The following is a 19285-nucleotide window of genomic DNA, read 5'->3' as shown; positions in this document are numbered from 1 at the left end:
CTTGCATGTATTAGGCACGCCGCCAGCGTTCGTCCTGAGCCAGGATCAAACTCTCCAATAAAGACCAACCAAGGTTGGTTATAGAAAGAGCGATTAGCTCATTTTGAAACTGACGAGATAAAATATCTCATTGTTTGCTTTGATTTCATACAACCTGAAGGCATGTACCAAAATCTCAGCGTTGGATTTTGCAAGCAAAATCCATACTCACTCGTTGTTCAGTTTTCAAAGATCAAACTCGCATAATATCTTGCTTTTTCCTTACTTCGTTTCACCACCGCGTCTCAGCGGCGACTTGATTAATATAACACATATTCGGGATTTAAGTCAATACTTTTTTAAAATCTTTTTTAATTTCATCCAAGCGTTGTTCTCACAAAAAAATTCCCGGGCTTCAAGAGCCGAGAATTAATGTATCACATAATCGAATTTGCCGTCAACTATATTTTAAAATTAATGTCTTTCCATATATAGGGCTTTCATACAACCTGTCCGAATAACATCATTTTCAATCCCAATAGGAGCGCAATTCCGGGCAAGCCTAATATCGTTACTGTCCCCATTGTTACCGGATTAATCGGAATATACACCTGCGTGGTCCACCCTGAATAATTGATAATATACAGCGCGATTGCCGCCAAAGCCATATGCGCCCCGAACACCGCTAGCCAACCGATACCCAGATTTTTTTTAAGAATCAGATATGTCAGTACCACGACACAGGCAATCAGAACAAGCCAGACCGCCCCTCTCATTCTGCTCTCCGTTTATGTTCACGATCTGGATCATGAACATACCCCGGTTCATCTGCAGGTAGGTGAAAACGATGTAAGCCTTGCTGCTTGGCACTTTTTAAGTGGATTTGATATTTACGCTCCGCGGCTTCCAGAACAAAAATGGCATAATCGATCTCATCCTTACCAGTAGCTTCATGAAACAAACGATGTGCTCTTAGCCATTCCGCATGCGAAGTTCTAATCTGGGCAAATAATTCCTGCCGACTCTCCGCTTCTGATTTGTTGTGCTCCTGCCGACGAAAATTTCGCTTCATCCGTTCCCACATCCATTCATCCTCCTCACAAGCTGAATTGTGTTTACAGTCTGCAAGTCTTCCTTATTCATACTTATTGAGCAGAGGACAAACTTAGAACCGGGAACGATTCATACTCACGGTTATCATTACAAGCAAAAAGGAGCCAAAGCGGCTCCCCCAAACGTGTTCAGAATGTCCATAGGACATTCAGCACTCATATCTATAACGTATAAATACACCTGCTAATTAAGCTCTCTGCGGCCTTCCAGCGCTTTGGACAAGGTAACCTCATCGGCATATTCCAAATCTCCACCTACCGGCAATCCGTGAGCAATACGAGTAACCCTGATCTCAAAAGGACGCACCAGCCGCGAAATGTACATGGCTGTGGCCTCTCCTTCAATGTTCGGATTCGTCGCCAAAATCAGCTCCTTGACGCGTTCATCACTGAGCCTATTCAGTAATTCCTTAAGCTTGATATCTTCAGGACCAATTCCCTCCATAGGAGAAATCGCGCCGTGAAGCACATGGTAAAGACCATCAAATTCTTTGGTGCGTTCCATGGCTACCAAATCCTTGGAATCCTGAACAACACAAATGACGGAAGCATCCCTCGTCTTATCCTGACAAATCCGACAAGGGTCGGTGTCCGTAATATTGCCGCAGACTGAACAGAAGTGAAGATTACGTTTCACATTGACCAGCGCTTTGGCAAAATCAATCACATCATCTTCCTTCATCTTCAGTACGTGAAAAGCCAACCGGGCAGCCGTTTTGGGCCCCACTCCCGGCAGGCGTGTAAAAGCATCAATCAGCTTTGCGATCGGCTCCGGATAATACAATAGTGTGTTTCTCCTTTTTGCGGCAGACTAGAACAAGCCCGGAATTTTCATACCGCCTGTAAATTTGCCCATATCATTATTAGCCAGTTCGTCTGCTTTGGACAAAGCATCATTAACCGCAGTCAGCACGAGATCTTGCAGCATTTCTACATCATCAGGATCTACAGCCTCTGGTTTGATCGTGATGGACAGCACTTTTTTATGACCATTTACCTCTACAGTCACGACACCGCCGCCGGAACTGCCTTCGATTACTTTTTCACCAAGCTCCTCTTGGGCTTTTAGCATTTGCTCCTGCATTTTTTTCACTTGCTTCATCATTTGGTTCATATTATTCATTTCAATCATCTCCTTTAATGAAGTATAACTTTGATTTAATCTTTAATAACTACCAAATCTTCCCCGAAAAGCTGAATTGCTTCATCAATCCAGGGTTCTTTGGACTTTCCCGGCGCATCTTGCTCCGGCTCCAGTTGGAATTCTTCGGCAGGCTGGTCGGAAACTCCTTCAATCGCAGTACTCCAATCCTTTTGCATCATCGTCACCAGACGATATGGATGACCCAACTGTTCATGCAGAACCTTCTCAATAACCTGCTTATTCGCAGGCTTTTCGGTAGTTTCACGATGAATATTGTTTTTAAAGGCTACCAGCACGCTGTCCTCTAACACAGAAACCGGCTCACCGTCCATAAACCATGCATGAACCGTGACCTTTGCCTCTTTGACTCCCTGCAAAATCTGACTCCACTTACGCCCTGTTGCTGCAAATGCTTCGCTCGACTTCTCGGCGATATAACGATCCAGCTGAGGGGGGAGCTTGGCTGGAGCAGAAATTCGCGGAGCAGGAGCACGACCACCGGAAGCCTGACGACCACCCGATGTTGCCTCCTGGCCCGCCCCGGCGGCTAATCCACCTTGCAACGCGCGTTCCAGCTTCTTTTCCAGTTCAGCAAGCTGGCGCTTCAACGCTGCTACATCTCCCTGATCAGCGGCAACAGCGCTAGATCGCTGTGCTGTCGGCTGAGCGACAGCTCCCGCTTCCCCGGGAATACTGCACAGCTTCAATAAAGCTACCTCAAACAAAGTTTGCGGCTGAACAGCATATTTCATCTCGCTCTGATAACGATTAAGGGTGTCGATCATCGCAAAGAGTTGCTCCTTGGTAAAAGCATCTGCTACTTCCCTGAACTGCTCCGAATCCAGGACTCGCTCTGTCATTTTAGTCGCCTGTGGCACCATCTTGATCATAAGCAAATCCCGGAAATAGTACAGGAGATTCTCCATGCACTTATCCGCACTTTTGCCTTCCTGCATAAAGTTCTCGATCATTTGAAGCACCATGCCCACGTCTTCTTTCAACAACGCCAACGCAAGCTTGCCGAATTGCTCGGACGCAATGCCTCCCGTCATATCCAGCACCTGCTGATAAGTAACCGGTCCGTCTGTAAACGAGGATATCTGATCCAAAACGCTAACCGCATCCCGCATCCCGCCATCTGAAAGACGCGCAATGTACTGCAATGCATCCGCATCAGCCTGTATGTTCTCCTGTCGACATATCAGGTCAAGCCGTTCTGTCTGCTCTTCCAGCGATACCCGCCGGAAGTCAAAACGCTGGCAGCGTGAAATAATCGTCGCCGGGATCCGATGTGGTTCTGTCGTAGCCAATATGAACATGACATGTGGCGGCGGCTCTTCCAGCGTCTTCAGCAGCGCATTGAACGCTTCCGTCGTCAGCATGTGCACCTCATCAATGATATAAACCTTGTGCCGCACTTCTGTCGGCGCATATTTGACTTTATCGCGCAAATCGCGAATCTCTTCAACGCCCCGGTTGGAGGCTGCATCAATTTCCTGTACATCCATAACTGCCCCGGCCGTGATCCGTTTGCAGGCTTCGCATTCGTTGCAAGGTTCCGGCGCAGGTCCATGTTCACAGTTGATTGCCTTGGCCAAAATTTTGGCCGCACTTGTCTTCCCCGTCCCTCGCGGACCACTGAACAGGTAAGCATGGGACGTGCGATTTTCACGAATGGCGTTCTGCAATGTCTGGATAATATGCTGTTGTCCTACCATGTCTTTGAAGGCCTGAGGCCGCCAAGCACGGTACAACGCTATATGTTCCAATGCGCGTTACCCTCTTTCCCATTCACTTTCATGACCATACACAGTCACTTCATTATACTATACTCCCGTCCGAATCTAAACCGGACACCTTCCAATTTATAAACACAAAAAAACACCTTCGCATGGACTGCCAAGATGTTCTGATTCCAGATATAAACCGTGCACCTGTTATTGATCGTTGTGATCCGAGCGGCAACCCTGAACAACAACTCGGGCTAGGCAACCCTCCGGCACAAGAGTGGACTTGCTTATGGCTGCTTCCTTCCGGACCTGACCAGATTCACAAGTACTCATTGCGGAGGACCCAACCGTCAACATTGTGCGCAGGGACCAGCCTCACATCAACAACACCTCTAACAGGAATTCAACCTCGCTATAGCGGATTGCGAGTTACAGGGCACCGCTACCTCCCCATCTAGCACGGTGAAAATAAGTATATCTCATGGCTGTACAAAAAGCAAATAGCAAATACCGACAAAAAGAGCCTCCTGCAATTGCAGAAGGCTCTAATAACTTTATAACTTGCGGCAACTTATTAGATACCGTATTTCTTTTTGAAACGATCCACGCGTCCACCAGCATCAATAAACTTCTGCTTACCTGTGAAGAACGGGTGGCAAGCGGAACAAATCTCTACACGCAGAGATTCTTTAACTGAACCAGTCTCAAACGTATTCCCGCAAGCGCAAGTAACACTAGTTACGTTATACTTCGGTTGAATAGCTTGTTGCATTAACTTTCACCTCTTTCCGCCCTGAACGTCCTATCAGTCCAGAGTTGTATGAACACATGTTCAAATTATAGCACTTGAATATAAGTGTTTCAATACCTGTTTTGCGCACCCAAACCGACGTAAAACAGGTGTATTTCGGGTTATTATTGAGCGTTTTAGGCTCTGGCAAATTTGGGACGTGCCTGTCCCGGTGGCGGTACATGAGTATAAGACCCGATAACGACATCAGGCAGCTCTTCCCGGTAAATCTCAAGCATTTGCTTCATGCCAAGTATGTCTCCTTGAGCAGGTGGGATCAACTCCAAATAGCTCTCAGGGTCAATATTCAGATTACGCATCTGAATCAGCTTGAGCTTAGTACGTTTGGCGAACTCGATCATCGCCTCAATTTCTTCCTCCCGGTCAGTTACACCAGGGAATATCAGATAGTTAATCGACGTATATACACCCTGCTCGGAGGCATATCGGAGTGATTTTTCTACATTGGCTAACGTATAGCCCCTAGGTTTGTAATAAGCATTGTAATGATCGTCCAGCGCACTAATGGTGCTGACCCGCATCAGATCAAGACCTGCATCTACGATGCCCCGGATATGATCGTTCAAGCCCGCATTCGTATTGATATTGATATATCCCATATCGGTAACGGAACGCACGTCTTTGATTGCATCAATAATCAGTTTGGCTTGAGTGGAAGGCTCACCTTCGCAGCCTTGTCCAAAACTGATAATGGACTCCGGTGTTTTCAAGTGTTCCAGCATGACCTCTACAATTTCTTCGACACGGGGGCGGAAATTCATTCTTGTTTGCGGAGACACAAAGCCACTGTCATCCGGCTGTTCAGATATACAGCCAAAGCAACCGGCATTACAAGAATAAGATACTGGAACACCTCCTTCCCAGCGATTCAGGAATGTGTTCGAGGAAGTAAGACATTCGTAGCCTAACGCACAGTTGGACAAATGTTCGTAGAGTCGGTTTTCCGGATATTGCTCCGTCATCCGCTGAACCCCCAGCTTGACCTGATGACGGTCACAGTTTTCAGGATTCCATTTGGACGGACTGTCACTCTGCTCTGCGGTTACATAAAATGCTCCATCCTTCCAGACTACGGCAGAATAACCGAACAAGGGAAGCTTATATTCTTTATCAGTTTTCACATACCCCGGCAGACACAAACGCGTGAAACCTTGCGGCAACAATGCCCCTACCGCCTGCATATCTCCAGGAAGAGAAACCATTTCCCCAGTTTCAGGGTTCATACCGACCGGGCGGGTGTTGGGCAAACCTACCAGCGTAGCTCCTTCCGGCAGCGGAATAAGCTCATCCTCCATGATTTCAACAATCATGTCTGCACTGCGGGCAAGCCCATACAAAGAAGCATGATCATATACATTGCCTTTTTCGTCGGCATACACCAAATACATTATGGAACTCCTTTCGCTCCGCAAATAACACACCATTAACAGATTGAACTGTAACGGCCACGATCTTGCGGAACAGATAAAATACATGAATTGGGTTTAGTTGGTCGAGGCCGGAACCGACGCTGTGGTAGAACGCGTGGTTCTTCGTTGTTGACCGCCCGAGCTGCTTGGCGATCCACCAGAAGGTGTCGTCAAATCAAACGAAGCCAAAAATTCGGCGTTATTTTTGCTGTTGCGCAGCTTTTTGAGGAAGCCTTCCACAAAATCATGGCTTTCCGTCATATTTTTACGGATAGCCCAAATGGTATCCAGTTCTTCCTTGTTCAACAGCACTTCCTCACGACGTGTGCCGGAACGGCGGATATCAATAGCAGGGAAGATACGACGTTCTGCCAGTTTGCGGTCCAAATGAAGCTCCATGTTGCCAGTACCCTTGAACTCTTCATAGATGATATCATCCATGCGTGATCCTGTATCAATCAACGCTGTAGCAAGGATTGTCAAACTGCCGCCTTCCTCCACGTTCCGTGCCGCGCCAAAAAAACGCTTCGGACGATGAAATGCCGCCGGATCAATACCACCACTCAAAGTACGACCGGATGGAGGAATAACGAGGTTGTACGCGCGAGCCAGACGTGTAATACTGTCCAGCAGGATAACAACATCCTTTTTATGCTCCACGAGACGCAGCGCACGCTCCAATACCAGTTCTGCCACTTTGATGTGATTTTCAGGAAGCTCATCAAATGTAGAAGCTACAACTTCACCTTTAACAGAACGCTGCATATCGGTCACTTCTTCAGGGCGTTCATCAATCAACAAGACAAAAAGCTCAATCTCGGGATTGTTGGTAGAAATGCTATTGGCAATTTCTTTGAGGAGAAGCGTCTTCCCAGCTTTGGGAGGTGCTACAATAAGTCCGCGCTGTCCAAGTCCGACAGGGGCCAGTACATCCATAATTCTCGTAGACAAATGGTTGGGGGAAGTTTCAAGGACTAATTTGGTTTGCGGATACAGTGGAGTCAGTGCAGGAAAATGTAGCCTCTCAGCAGCTTGCTCAGGACTTCTTCCATTGACTGCGTTAACTTGAAGCAATCCAAAATATCGTTCATTTTCTTTTGGCGTTCGGCATTTACCGGATACAAGGTCACCTGTTCTTAAGTCAAACTTGCGGATTTGTGAAGCAGAGATGTAAATATCTTCAGTACTCGGGAGATAGTTGATCGGCCTCAGAAAGCCATAACCTTCAGGAAGTATTTCCAGAACCCCCTGCATAAACATCAATCCGCTCTTCTCAGCTTGCGCACGCAGGATGGCAAAAATTAATTCTTTCTTCTTGAGCGTTCCGTAGTACGGGATCTGGTATTGCTTGGCCAGCTTGTACAGGTCGGTCAGCTTCATTTCTTCCAGATCGGAAATTTGCAGATCCATATAATAACCACCTATTCAATTATTAAGTCCATTCATACATCTAAATGATAGACAATGATATCATAAACACCACTAACATAATTTTAACCAAAACAAATAAAGTTATGCAGCCGTCTGCCTGAATTATACCGAATTATTCCGGTTTTCCGATAAAAGATTGTTACGTATGAACCACAATCTTGTATCAAGCAGCGGCTGCACAGAGCTTACCCATTCTATTGTTCAACCATTTTGGAGTTCAAAATGTTAATATGTTTAAATTATTCTGTCTGCCGCCATACGTCCGCGCCCAAATGACGCAGATTGGAGACAAGGTGATCATAACCACGGTCAATATATTCGACACCTGTCACTTCGGTTACACCTTCACTCACTGTAAGTCCAGCGATGACAAGCGCTGCACCAGCTCGCAGATCAGCCGCTTTGACTTTCGCCGCATTCAAACGGCCGCCCTCAATGATGGCTGACCGCCCCTCTACGCGGATCTTGGCTCCCATTCGCACCAGCTCTGGGACGTGCTTGAAACGATTGCTGTACACAAAATCGCTTAATACACTAACACCCTGCGCCTGAGTAAGCAGGCTGGTCATAGGAGATTGCAAATCCGTGGCGAATCCTGGGTAAACCAAGGCTTTAACGTCGACATGCTCATAACGAGGCGTACCGAGTACACGAATACTTTCGTCATATTCCTCGATACCTATACCCATTTCCTGCATTTTAGCAGTAAGGGCCTCCATATGCTTGGGAATTACGTTGTCGATCAATACATTGCCACGGGTAGCCGCAGCAGCAATCATATATGTGCCCGCTTGTATGCGGTCAGGTATGATGGAGTGGCGACAGCCATGTAGCTCAGATACGCCTTCAATACGGATCGTTTCCGTACCGGCGCCCTTAATAATGGCCCCCATGGAGTTTAACAGAGTTGCTACATCTATAATCTCAGGCTCTTTAGCCGCATTTTCAATAATTGTGGCGCCTTTGGCACGTGCGGCCGCCAGCATGATGTTAATCGTAGCTCCCACGCTGCTGACATCCAAATAAATTTTGTTACCACGCAGCTCTTTGGCATGCAAATGAATAGCACCGTGCTCGTTCGCCACCGTAGCACCTAGCGCTTCAAAACCTTTGATATGCTGATCAATGGGCCGGGGTTCAAAATTACACCCTCCTGGCAAACCGATAATCGCTTCCTTGAATCTGCCCAGCATGGCTCCCATCATATAGTAGGAAGCTCGTAATTTCTTAACCGGTCCATTCGGCATGGGAATGGATTTAATAGAGGACGGATCAATTTTCATCTGGCTGCCTTCCCAGGCAACTGTTGCACCAAGTTCCTCTAATATTTCGGAATACACCGCCACATCGCTGAGCAGCGGCAAATTGTCCAAAATGACTTCCGACTCTGCCAGAATGGCGGCGGGAATCAAGGCGATGGCACTGTTTTTGGCACCGCTGATGGAAACTGTACCTTGAAGCGGTCGTCCACCGGTGATCATCAATTTTTCCATAAGCTTGAGGGTCCCCCTACGTGTTTTGCAGTCGGTCAAACCAAGAACTAAAACAACGAAACTTCAACTTTTTAGTGGTGAAAATGGAAAGACACCGGCTAAGCGGTGTGCTTTCCATATCAAACTATTCAACTATATAAAATTAAGTATTTTGTGCAGCAGAACTACATCTACAACCCAAAAATGGATCTGGTTCGTGCAAAAGCACGATCAGTTCACTAAGTTATTACGCTTTGTTGTTGGAGCCGAACTCGCGAATTTTACCGATAACCGTTTGTTTGATTGCTTCACGGCCTGGAGCGATGAATGTACGTGGATCGTAAGCATCTGGTTTCGCAGCAAGCACTTCACGAACCACTTTCGCAAATGCGATTTGGTTTTCAGTGTTTACGTTGATTTTGGAAGTACCCAAGGAAATGGATTTTTTAATATCATGTGTAGGGATACCTGTTCCACCATGAAGAACGAGCGGCAGTTTCACAGCATTGCGGATTTCTTCCATTTCTTTAAAGCCCAGGTTTGGCTCGCCTTTGTATGGTCCATGAACGGAACCCAGTGCAGGAGCCAGTGTATCGATGCCTGTTTCGTTAACGATACGTACACAATCGTCCAGCTTAGCGTACATTACGTCACCTACAACATCATCCTCTTGACCGCCAACCATTCCAACTTCAGCTTCAACGGAAACGCCTTTGGAATGTGCATATTCAACAACTTTCTTCGTTGTTTCGATATTTTTTTCAATTGGGCTATGGGAATCGTCAATCATAACAGATGTGAAGCCAGCATCGATAGCTTCTTTACATTTTTCAAAGCTGGAACCATGGTCCAAGTGGATTGCAACTGGAACCGTAATTTTCATGTCATGAATAAGTCCTTCAACCATTTTAACAACAGTGTAGAAACCGCCCATATGACGAGCTGCGCCTTCAGAAACGCCCAGGATTACAGGGGATTTTTCTTCTTCAGCAGCGCCCAGAATAGCTTGAGTCCACTCCAGGTTGTTAATGTTGTATTGACCTACTGCATATTTTCCTTCGAGTGCTTTGTTCAACATGTCTTTCATAGATACCAATGGCATGGTTACAGTCCTCCTAAAGGTGTTTGGGTTTGTCTATCTTTTTAGCCGACATCACATACGGGCTTATTATACCACAACCCAAGTTAAATACTAAACAAGCTTTTGCATATCAACACATACAAAAATCACGCTCAGGACGCCGCATTTTCATAGAATTGTATAAGGAGAGGATTTACTTTCAGTATTTCCCATAAACACAAACAAAAAACCCTGTTTGGCTAACAGAGTTCTCAACCAAAGTAACTGATCTAGTCACCCCTGAGTTGTTTGTTCACAGCAATCCGCATTTCATCAATATCAAATGGCTTGGTAAAATGCATAAGCGCACCTAGCTCCGTCGCCTCTTTAATCATGTCCAGTTCACCATACGCTGTCATCATAATAACCTTGATATCGGGATTCATGGCCTTTAAATGCTTCAAGATTTCGAGTCCGTCCATACCCGGAATTTTCATATCCAGCAGAACCAGATCAGGCGGTTCCTTTTCAACAATTTCAAGTGCAATTTTTCCGTTCGCTGCTTGAAAGGTCTCATAACCCTCACTTCCGAACACTTCCATCAGTAAAATTCGTATTCCATTCTGGTCATCGACGATTAATACTTTTTTCTTTTCCAATGTTTTAACCTCCTAAGATCTTAAAACGTGGATCATTCAGCTATTGCCATACAGCGTCCGATGACGTACAATATCCGTCCCATACCTAAAACTATATTCGATCCTGCAAAAAGAAAATCCTTCTCTTATACATAATTGTGGAATTTTTCTTTCATAAACAGGAATCAAGATGTGAAAAAAGACCTCCATAGGAGGCCTTTTAAACCATTATTGCATTAACCTTGAAGCTGCAATGCCGCTTTTACAAATTCACGGAACAAAGGCTGTGGACGGTTCGGACGGGAAGTAAATTCCGGATGGAATTGTACGGCCAGGAACCACGGATGCTCTGGAAGCTCAACAATTTCCACCAAACGTCCGTCCGGTGAAGTACCAGAAATACGAAGACCTGCTTTTTCAATAACTTCACGATATTCATTATTGAATTCGTACCGGTGACGGTGTCTTTCGTATACCAGCTCGTCGTTGTAGCAAGCCGCAGCCAGGGAGCCTTCCACCAGTTTGCACGGATACAAGCCAAGACGCATCGTACCGCCCAAATCTTCGATGTCCTTTTGATCAGGAAGCAGGTCGATAACAGGGTAATCTGTAGCCGGGTTGATTTCCGAGCTGTTAGCTCCTTCAAGACCAGCCAGGGAACGGGCAACCTCAATGACAGATACCTGCATACCCAAACAAATACCGAAAAACGGAATTTTGTTCTCACGGGCATAGCGGATCGTGCTGATTTTACCTTCAATCCCGCGATCGCCGAAGCCGCCCGGTACGAGAATGCCGCCAATGCCGCCCAGCATGTCCGCTACGTTCTCGTCTGTCACTTCTTCAGCGTTTACCCAGCGGATTTTCACGTCCGCATTGGCATCAAATCCGGCATGGGAGAGTGACTCAACCACACTTAAATACGCATCATGCAATGCGACATATTTACCGACAATGGCAATCTCAACTGTTTTATCCAGCTTGCTGATTCGGTCAACCAGCCCTTCCCACTCGGTCATATCCGGTGCAGGGGTTGTCAGCTTCAGGTGGTTAACGACGATTTCGTCCAAGCCTTCTTCACGCAGGTTCAACGGAACCTCATAGAGAGTCGAAGCATCGCGGCATTCTACCACAGCGTTCGCATCGATATCGCAGAACAGCGCAATTTTGGCCTTCATATCGGAGGACAGTTCATGCTCTGTACGGCAAACAATGACATTTGGCTGAATGCCAATGCTGCGCAGTTCTTTTACGCTGTGCTGGGTTGGTTTGGTTTTCACCTCACCTGCAGCTTTGATATAAGGAATGAGCGTTACGTGAATGTACATTACATTTTCACGCCCAACTTCGCTTTTAAGCTGACGAATGGCTTCCAAAAATGGCAGGCTCTCAATATCGCCCACAGTACCGCCAATTTCTGTAATAATGACGTCCGAACCCGCTTCGCGGCCTGCACGGTACACGCGCTCCTTGATTTCGTTCGTAATGTGAGGGATAACCTGTACTGTACCGCCCAAATATTCTCCACGACGCTCTTTGCTGATTACGCTGGAATATACCTTGCCTGTTGTGACATTGCTGTTCTTGGACAGATTAATATCAATAAAGCGTTCATAGTGTCCCAAGTCAAGATCCGTTTCCGCACCATCATCCGTTACAAACACTTCACCGTGCTGGTAGGGGCTCATGGTACCCGGATCGACATTCAGGTAAGGATCGAATTTTTGGATCGTTACCTTTAGCCCCCTGTTCTTCAAAAGCCTTCCCAGTGAAGCTGCCGTAATCCCTTTACCCAAGGAAGACACAACCCCGCCTGTCACAAAAATATACTTTGTCACTGTTCAAAACCCTCCTAGATAAAATGCAAAATTCAGGCGACATTATGATGTTATCGTAACCCGTTTACACGGATTATCATCCATGAAGAAGGCAGCGGATTTATTTTCCACACCGCCGCCCTTAGCCCTCTTTCATGAGTGAAAACATACCTATAAAAAACAAAAAAGCACTCCCGTAGTACGGGGCACTTTTATACAAAAAAGCAAACATATAAGTGAATCAATCATAAGCCCAAGCAATAGTTTACCCCGTGTCCAATCCTCTGTCAAGGAAGTTATCTGTGTTAATTTACCCTTTGCGCAAGATTGGAATGAATCCACCTGAAAGCTTCTAATCAGGAGGGTTTCAAGAAAACGGTCACGAAAAAAGGGAGAACACGTCTCCCTTTACAATTTGCTCCTAACGAAGCGAGTCGTCGTCTTCATCCAACGAATCCTCGTCATTTTCATCTTCTGTATCGTCCTCATCACTGAGATCTTCATCGTCTATGACTACATCTTCATCACTATCGTCATCTTCACCGTCGAACAGCTCATCTTCGCCGTCCTCACTATCTGCATCGAAGTCGTCATCAGAGTTGTAGGTTTCTTCTTCCTCATGATAGTCGTCTTCGTCGTCATCGTCTTCGTCGTTAATAATACGAGGGCGCTTGGCGCCTGTCAGAGCATCTTCGGATTTATCCACCGGATACCAACGTTTCAAGCCCCACAGATTCGTACCGACACAGGCAAAACGCCCGTCAATGTTGATTTCAGTATATAGCTGAGCGATAACGTCATTAATTTCCTCGTTGGACAAGCCACGCAATTTGGCGACTTCATTCATCAGGTCACGGTAATAATATGGAGTATTGGCCGCTTTCAAAACCATAAATGCCAAATCCACCATCGGGGTCTCGTGGACTTTCTCCTGGTCAATCTTTAAGTTGAGTGGGGTACTCACCTAGGGACACTTCCTCTCACACGTAATTCACAAGAACATGTTTCAGTGCATATACGATACATGCAATACTAACATATCCATTATCAAAACTAAGTAAAACCTATTTGGAAGCAAATTGCAAGTTAAACATGGGTATCGACACAATTTCCAAAAATATCCCCAATGGACAAGACAGCACATGTAAAAAGACGGGGTTCCCCCCGTCTTCGACTGTACCCGCTCCAGGGGCTGCCCCCCAAAGTTGCTGCACAAGAGCTTATGCCCTCCATGTATCGTATGTGTCCTCTATCACTTTGACACGACAAGCAGGCCTATTTCCATAAAAAAGGGGCAGGTTTCCCATGCAGTCATTGACGCTTACTCATACAATACCTCAGCATGGCTCATCGGAGGGGGACCGTCTCAAATGGACTATCCGGGTTTTTTGCAGCGTTTGCATGAGGGTATTTCGGAGCCGTCCGGCAGTGGACGGCACAAACAGATCATTACGTTCGATAAGCCTCATCAATACCGGGAATGCCTCTCCTATCTCAGGAAGCTGAAACCTGAGCTTGCGGGATTAAGGCAAGTACAATCGGCCCGCCTGATCCGCGCTCTAATCGCCCCGTTTCCAGCGGGGGACAGGCTGGGCAAATATCACAACGGCGTTACCATTGAAGAAGATACGCGCATGAAGATTCACGCAGGAACAGCCCATAAACCGAAAGCAGAGAAAAACCTCCCCATGCCTTGGGGGGTCAAACAGGTCCGTGCATACAAGGCTTGGCCTTCCTCCACAGGCAATCGGATCAGAATCGGGGTGATCGATACAGGAGCAGATTTTCAACATCCCGATCTTCGTCATTCTCTAGGCAGAGGCATTAATTTGCTTAACCGGACGATGTTGCCCTACGACGATAACGGTCACGGCACCCATATTGCCGGCATCATCGCTGCATCCAACTATGATGAAGGTATGGTCGGCGTAGCACCAAGGGCTTTGGTTCATCCAGTAAAAGCGTTTGACTATAATGGAGCCGCCTATGTCTCCGACATTATTCTCGGTATCGACTGGTGTGTGTTAAATCGTGTCGATATCATCAATATGAGCTTTGGCATGAAGTCACGCAGCAAGGCACTGCTGGATATGGTGAATAAAGCCTATCATAACGGGATCGTGATCGTAGCTTCTTCGGGCAATGAGGGCAAGCGCCGCAGTATTGACTATCCTGCCCGCTATTCCCAGACCATCTCGGTCGGAGCTACCGACAAATACAGACGCATCGCACCTTTCAGCAATCGGGGACAGTTTGTAGATGTGTACGCCCCTGGCGAGAAAATCATCTCCTCCTGGATACACGGCAGGCATCATGAAATGAGCGGCACCTCTATGGCTACTTCCCATGTAACCGGGAGCATTGCACTGCTCCTCTCCCTGAGACCGGGACTGGGACCTGCAGAAATCAAAGCACTGCTCAAACGAACCGCCACACCGCTGCGGCTTCGCAAAAGTAATGGCCGTAGCTCTATCTCCAGCAAGCTTGGAGAAGTGGACGCCTTCCGATTAATGCAGGAGGGCACGAAGTAAAGTTAAACCTTTAACGTTGCGCCTGGCTCCAGAGAGTAAATAGCTTTTACAGGCCCTTCATGTCGGGTCCAACCTTCTCTGATTAGCTCATCACATACAAGATCGGTCTGCGACTTCGGCGCATGAACGAGCACAACCTGCTTGCTGGGCAATCGCTTCAACATGTGCCTCACATCGACCACTCCCTGATGCACTTTGTAAATCAAATGCCGAACGACGCAGCGATCCTTTTGATCCGTCTTCTGATTTGTGCAATCTAGCAGATGTTTGCCAAAAGATCCCCTTGAAACATGTCCAGTCAATATAACTCCATTATTGTTGATTTTTCTACTGTTCGTATCATCACCCTTATTCGGATGATCAGACAGGTACTGGTAGTACCAGCGTGCGCGTGGTGAGTTCATCATGCCGTCTCCGGTTACGATAATAGCCGCAGTGTTCTGTTCCAGCAGTCTCATTCGTTCTTCATTATTACGAGGCACAAAGACCCTGTCATTATTCAGCACCTGTTCTATTCGCGCAGGAGCTTCCGGACGCAGCCATTCTCTCCAGCCGCTTAAACGCCTCAACCCCTGCCATATGTCCGGCTCTACAATCAGGGTCTGTCCAGGGAACTGCTCTCTGGCCCAAACAGTCAGCTCCTGCCCCCGGCCAAAGGCTGGCACAGGCAGTAGCACATGACCCTCAGATGCTAATATCTGCTCCAGTTCGACCCGCAGCCGCTCCAGCTTCACAGGCTGCGGGTCCTTATCCATCCCATAGGCATTATCCATTATGGCGACATCCGCCAGATTGATATCCGGCATCATTACAGGGTTGCGGGGTGCACTGTTCCCCGTGCCCATACTTGGCGTATCCGCAGCGAGCAGCTCAGATTCTCGGCTGTAATCTCCCGAAAAGAATAATCGCTTTCCTTCCAATTCGACCCCAAACCACACTGCACCAGCCAAATGCCCACTGCGCCCCCACATGATTTGCACACCCGGACAAGCCTCTCGCCATACACCTGACGGCACATCGTCCTCCAGAAAGCGGTATGTAATAGCTTTTATATCCCGTTCATCGTAAGGAAGCTGTCCGCCTCTCGATGCTACATAAGAATGCCAGGAGCAAAAATAGGAACCCAACTGCTCTGCGGTAGCTCTGGTCGTCCAGACCTCTCCACGATATCCGTATTTATAGAGTAAGGGCAGCGCCATCGAATGATCTTCATGCGCATGGGACAGCAATACAACGGATAGCCTCTGTGCCTCCTGAGGCGGGAATAACGGGTATTGTCCGATCCCTTCCTTTTTCACACCACAATCCAGCATGATGCGGTGCTGCTCTCCTTCAAAAACATAGCAGGAGCGGCCATGTTCGCCAGCTCCGCCCCAAATTCGAAGCTTGGTCATTATCATTTCCACTTTCTCTGCGAGTTTAAGCTCTCCATCACCATCAGCAGCAGGGTAGTCAATCCGACTGATATGACGGCCATCGCCATGCCGAGCGACACCTGTCCCTGTTCAAATTGGGCAAAGATGTAGGTCGCAGACGTTTGAACGGATGGCGGCAGAATCAGTAGTGAACCCACCAGTTCGCGCGAGGCGATGGTGAAGGTCATCATCCACCCTGCCAGCATCCCCGGCAAAATCAGCGGCAACACAATCCGGCGGAATACGTAAAATGGACGTCCGCCAAACACCTGACCTGCCTGAAAGAGAGCTGTGTCTACCTGTGTAAAGACGCTTTTGACATATTGGACCGTATAAGGCACAAACAAGATCACATACGTCAGGATAACCATGCCGTAAGTGTTGTACAACGGAATGGGCATCCATGGCGAGTTCCACCATAAAATAAGACCGACGACCATTACAATGCCTGGAACTGTGTTCGGCAGCAGACTGAAGGCATCCACCGTCCGCTGGAGCACAGTACGTGATTGACCCACGACAAGCGCAAACCATGTGCCCAGCAGGACGGCAATCGTTGACGCGCCCAAGGACAGAAATACGCTGTTCAGCAATGCCTCCATACTTTCCGAGCCCCAGGACAGCAACTCCCTGTAATAATCGAGCGTAAAGTTGTCCCAGGCCAGTCCGATTCCCCGTAGCTTCATGGTAGAAGCAGCGATAATCGAGAAATAAGGGATGCCAATAGACGCAACAAGCAATAATAGAATAAAAGCAATACTTAGCCCTGTCGCCCAAATCGACACACGAAGACGGGAAGGACGAGAACCCTTGCCCCCAACCAGTCTATACGTGTATTTGCGGTTGATTACCGATTGCACATACCAGACCAGCAGACAGGCCGTTAAAAGCACCGAAGCCAGTGACGTCGCCTTGCCGAAGTCAATCGGCCAGCTGGAAATATATTTGTGGATTTCCGATGTCATGACCTCATATCCGATACGCCGTCCAAAGGTGGCGGGGGTACCAAACTCCGCAATCGTTTTGACGAAAATAAGCAAGACACCCATTCCGTAAGACGATAGCAGCAGGGGTAAAATGATCCGGCGAAACCTGTACCAAAAACTGCCGCCCATCACAGCACCCGCTTCTTCCAGGCTGCCGCCGATTCTCATCAGCGCACCGCGCAGCAGCAGGTACAGGAACGGAAATAGATGCAGACTCATGATCATTACCATGCCGCCAAAGCTGAAAAAAGACGGCATTAGGACGTGAAGCTCTGGAAGCAGCTGCATCAGATATCCGTTTTTCTGCATAAACAAAATCCAGCCCATAGACCCGATATAGGGTGGGGTCATAAACGGAATCAGCAGCACTACGTCCAACCAGCGCCATCTTGCAAGACGAGTGCTGGACATAATCCACGCCAACGGAAGTGCAAGCACAGTCGTTCCGGCAATAACGCAGATGCCCAGCCAAATGGAGCTGAATAGAACACTCGCAAATCGGGATTCTGCCAACGTCCGAAAAGGTGCCGTCCATTGAAATGTCCCATCCACATACACACTTTGGATAAAAATTTGCAGCAACGGCATTACGATCAGGAGAGCAAGCACGATCAGGGCGAGCGTCAGACACCATGCCCGGATCTGTTTGACGGATAAAACTCCCATCCGCTTACTTGAATATTTGCGTGAACTTCTCCGTCACGTCAGCCCCGTTATCGCCCATCCATTCCCAATTGGTGTCCAGCAAGGGGATCTCATCCAGATTGGCACGCTTGTCGGCTTTGACATCCGTGCGGCCCGGAAGCAGCGAAGCATCCGCTACCAGCTTCTGTGCTTCGTCTGACAGCAGATAGTCGATAAATGCCTTGGCATTCTGCTCATGCTGCGTTGATTTGAGAATGGCCGCCGGGCGGGGACTGATCACTGTTCCTTCCTTTGGATAAACAATGTCAATCGGCTCGCCTTTGGCCTTGGCTTTGTAGGTCATGTAATCGACCGCAGCTGCAACCATGCTTTTGGCTCCGGTAATGACCGGGTCCAGCGCTTCCTGATTCGCGCCTGCCATGGCAACACCGTTAGTTTTGTACTGCTCAAACAACGTCCAGCCCCCATCGCCCTTGGCGCTCAGATAGCCTGTCATAAAATCCAGCGCCGAGCCGGAGAGTGACGGGTCCGGAATGTTAACTTGGTCCTTATACTCTGGCTTTGCCAGATCAGCCCATGATGTCGGCGGCGTCTTCACCAGGTTCGTGTTGTACGCGATACCTAACGCCGAGGCACTGGTACTGAAATAATTGCCTTCCTTGTCAGACCAGTCGGGATTCAGTTTATCCGCATTTTGGGCCTCAGGGTAAGGTAGCGTGAGTCCATCTTTTTTCAAGCCTTGCACAGACGGAAGAGATGCCAGCACCACCACATCTGCTACCGGATTCGTCTTCTCGGCTTCCATCCGAGCCAGAATTTTACCGGTCGTTCCCTGGAATAGCTCGACCTTAACTCCGCTTTTCGCCTCATATCCTGCTACCAGCTTTTTCGCCAGCCCATCCGGGCCTGCGCTGTAAACGACCAGCTTCTGATCACTGGATGCCGCCCCGGCTTGTCCGGCTGTCCCTGTCGCTTGCGCTCCATCCTTGGAAGGTGTCGCCGCTCCACAGCCTGCCACAGCCATTCCGAAGGTCAATGTTAAGGCGAGCATTGCGCCTTTTTTCCAACCTGTACGAAAAACATGTCTGTTCATCATCTTGTGTAT

At 47.8% G+C, this 19285-nt stretch carries 17 protein-coding genes, 1 rRNA gene and 1 other RNA gene; 1 reads left to right on the top strand and 18 read right to left on the bottom strand.

The features are described 5' to 3' along the window. The 15 genes from KQI_RS0109820 to rpoE form a co-directional block, all read right to left on the bottom strand. Window positions 1–61: ribosomal RNA gene (locus tag KQI_RS0109820) — 16S ribosomal RNA — on the bottom strand; the annotation flags it as partial. A 418-nt stretch (window positions 62–479) separates the two neighbouring features. Continuing rightward, complete coding sequence (locus KQI_RS0109815; protein ID WP_010346593.1) at window positions 480–755, bottom strand: pro-sigmaK processing inhibitor BofA family protein; 276 nt, start codon at window positions 753–755, stop codon at window positions 480–482. Then, entirely contained in the window at window positions 752–1063 is a 312-nt protein-coding gene (locus KQI_RS0109810; RefSeq protein WP_010346592.1) for a DUF2508 family protein, read from the bottom strand. The genes KQI_RS0109815 and KQI_RS0109810 overlap by 4 nt, the downstream gene beginning before the upstream one ends. 212 nt (window positions 1064–1275) lie before the next feature. Further along, window positions 1276–1875, bottom strand: coding sequence for a recombination mediator RecR (gene recR, locus KQI_RS0109805; RefSeq protein WP_007428122.1), 600 nt, complete (start codon window positions 1873–1875; stop codon window positions 1276–1278). A gap of 27 nt (window positions 1876–1902) precedes the next feature. Beyond that, window positions 1903–2214 carry a YbaB/EbfC family nucleoid-associated protein gene (locus KQI_RS0109800; protein ID WP_010346590.1) on the bottom strand — a complete coding sequence of 104 codons (312 nt, stop codon included), beginning with the start codon at window positions 2212–2214 and terminating at the stop codon, window positions 1903–1905. Window positions 2215–2249: 35 nt separating this feature from the next. Continuing rightward, window positions 2250–4004: a DNA polymerase III subunit gamma/tau gene (gene dnaX, locus KQI_RS0109795; protein ID WP_010346589.1), complete on the bottom strand. Its 1755-nt coding sequence runs from the start codon at window positions 4002–4004 to the stop codon at window positions 2250–2252. Between the two features lie 157 nt (window positions 4005–4161). Beyond that, an RNA gene (gene ffs / locus KQI_RS27820) (signal recognition particle sRNA large type) lies at window positions 4162–4428 on the bottom strand. A 111-nt stretch (window positions 4429–4539) separates the two neighbouring features. Then, complete coding sequence (rpmE, locus tag KQI_RS0109790; RefSeq protein WP_010346588.1) at window positions 4540–4737, bottom strand: 50S ribosomal protein L31; 198 nt, start codon at window positions 4735–4737, stop codon at window positions 4540–4542. A 155-nt stretch (window positions 4738–4892) separates the two neighbouring features. After that, the gene (locus KQI_RS0109785; protein WP_010346587.1) at window positions 4893–6164 is read right to left on the bottom strand and encodes a radical SAM family protein; all 1272 of its coding nucleotides are present in this window, start codon (window positions 6162–6164) and stop codon (window positions 4893–4895) included. Window positions 6165–6260: 96 nt separating this feature from the next. After that, window positions 6261–7595: a transcription termination factor Rho gene (gene rho, locus KQI_RS0109780; protein ID WP_010346586.1), complete on the bottom strand. Its 1335-nt coding sequence runs from the start codon at window positions 7593–7595 to the stop codon at window positions 6261–6263. A 260-nt stretch (window positions 7596–7855) separates the two neighbouring features. Beyond that, window positions 7856–9109 carry a UDP-N-acetylglucosamine 1-carboxyvinyltransferase gene (locus tag KQI_RS0109775; RefSeq protein ID WP_010346585.1) on the bottom strand — a complete coding sequence of 418 codons (1254 nt, stop codon included), beginning with the start codon at window positions 9107–9109 and terminating at the stop codon, window positions 7856–7858. A gap of 226 nt (window positions 9110–9335) precedes the next feature. Further along, entirely contained in the window at window positions 9336–10190 is an 855-nt protein-coding gene (fba, locus tag KQI_RS0109770; RefSeq protein WP_010346584.1) for a class II fructose-1,6-bisphosphate aldolase, read from the bottom strand. 248 nt (window positions 10191–10438) lie between these two features. Beyond that, window positions 10439–10807 (bottom strand): response regulator, encoded by a 369-nt coding sequence (locus tag KQI_RS0109765; protein WP_010346583.1) that lies wholly within the window; start codon window positions 10805–10807, stop codon window positions 10439–10441. A gap of 215 nt (window positions 10808–11022) precedes the next feature. Continuing rightward, window positions 11023–12624 (bottom strand): CTP synthase, encoded by a 1602-nt coding sequence (locus tag KQI_RS0109760; RefSeq protein ID WP_007428113.1) that lies wholly within the window; start codon window positions 12622–12624, stop codon window positions 11023–11025. A 400-nt stretch (window positions 12625–13024) separates the two neighbouring features. Then, window positions 13025–13567: a DNA-directed RNA polymerase subunit delta gene (gene rpoE, locus KQI_RS0109755; RefSeq protein ID WP_029390093.1), complete on the bottom strand. Its 543-nt coding sequence runs from the start codon at window positions 13565–13567 to the stop codon at window positions 13025–13027. A gap of 406 nt (window positions 13568–13973) precedes the next feature. Between rpoE and KQI_RS0109745 the strand changes: the two genes are divergently transcribed. Beyond that, window positions 13974–15134, top strand: a complete 1161-nt coding sequence (locus KQI_RS0109745) for a S8 family peptidase (protein ID WP_010346580.1) — start codon at window positions 13974–13976, stop codon at window positions 15132–15134. 2 nt (window positions 15135–15136) lie between these two features. On the opposite strand, the gene KQI_RS0109740 is transcribed toward KQI_RS0109745, so the two are convergent. Genes KQI_RS0109740 through KQI_RS0109730 form a run of 3 tightly spaced genes read right to left on the bottom strand, consistent with a single transcriptional unit; the run spans window position 15137 to window position 19276 of the window. Continuing rightward, window positions 15137–16534 carry an MBL fold metallo-hydrolase gene (locus KQI_RS0109740; RefSeq protein WP_029390092.1) on the bottom strand — a complete coding sequence of 466 codons (1398 nt, stop codon included), beginning with the start codon at window positions 16532–16534 and terminating at the stop codon, window positions 15137–15139. After that, entirely contained in the window at window positions 16531–18201 is a 1671-nt protein-coding gene (locus KQI_RS0109735) for an ABC transporter permease (protein ID WP_010346577.1), read from the bottom strand. Before KQI_RS0109735 ends, KQI_RS0109740 begins: the two co-directional genes overlap by 4 nt. A gap of 4 nt (window positions 18202–18205) precedes the next feature. After that, window positions 18206–19276 carry an ABC transporter substrate-binding protein gene (locus KQI_RS0109730; RefSeq protein ID WP_010346576.1) on the bottom strand — a complete coding sequence of 357 codons (1071 nt, stop codon included), beginning with the start codon at window positions 19274–19276 and terminating at the stop codon, window positions 18206–18208. Window positions 19277–19285: the final 9 nt, after the last annotated feature.

The organism is Paenibacillus peoriae KCTC 3763 (assembly GCF_000236805.1).
Lineage (GTDB): Bacteria > Bacillota > Bacilli > Paenibacillales > Paenibacillaceae > Paenibacillus > Paenibacillus peoriae.
The sequence above is the reverse complement of the archived record's forward strand: the minus strand, read 5'-3'. Positions and strand labels throughout refer to the sequence as shown.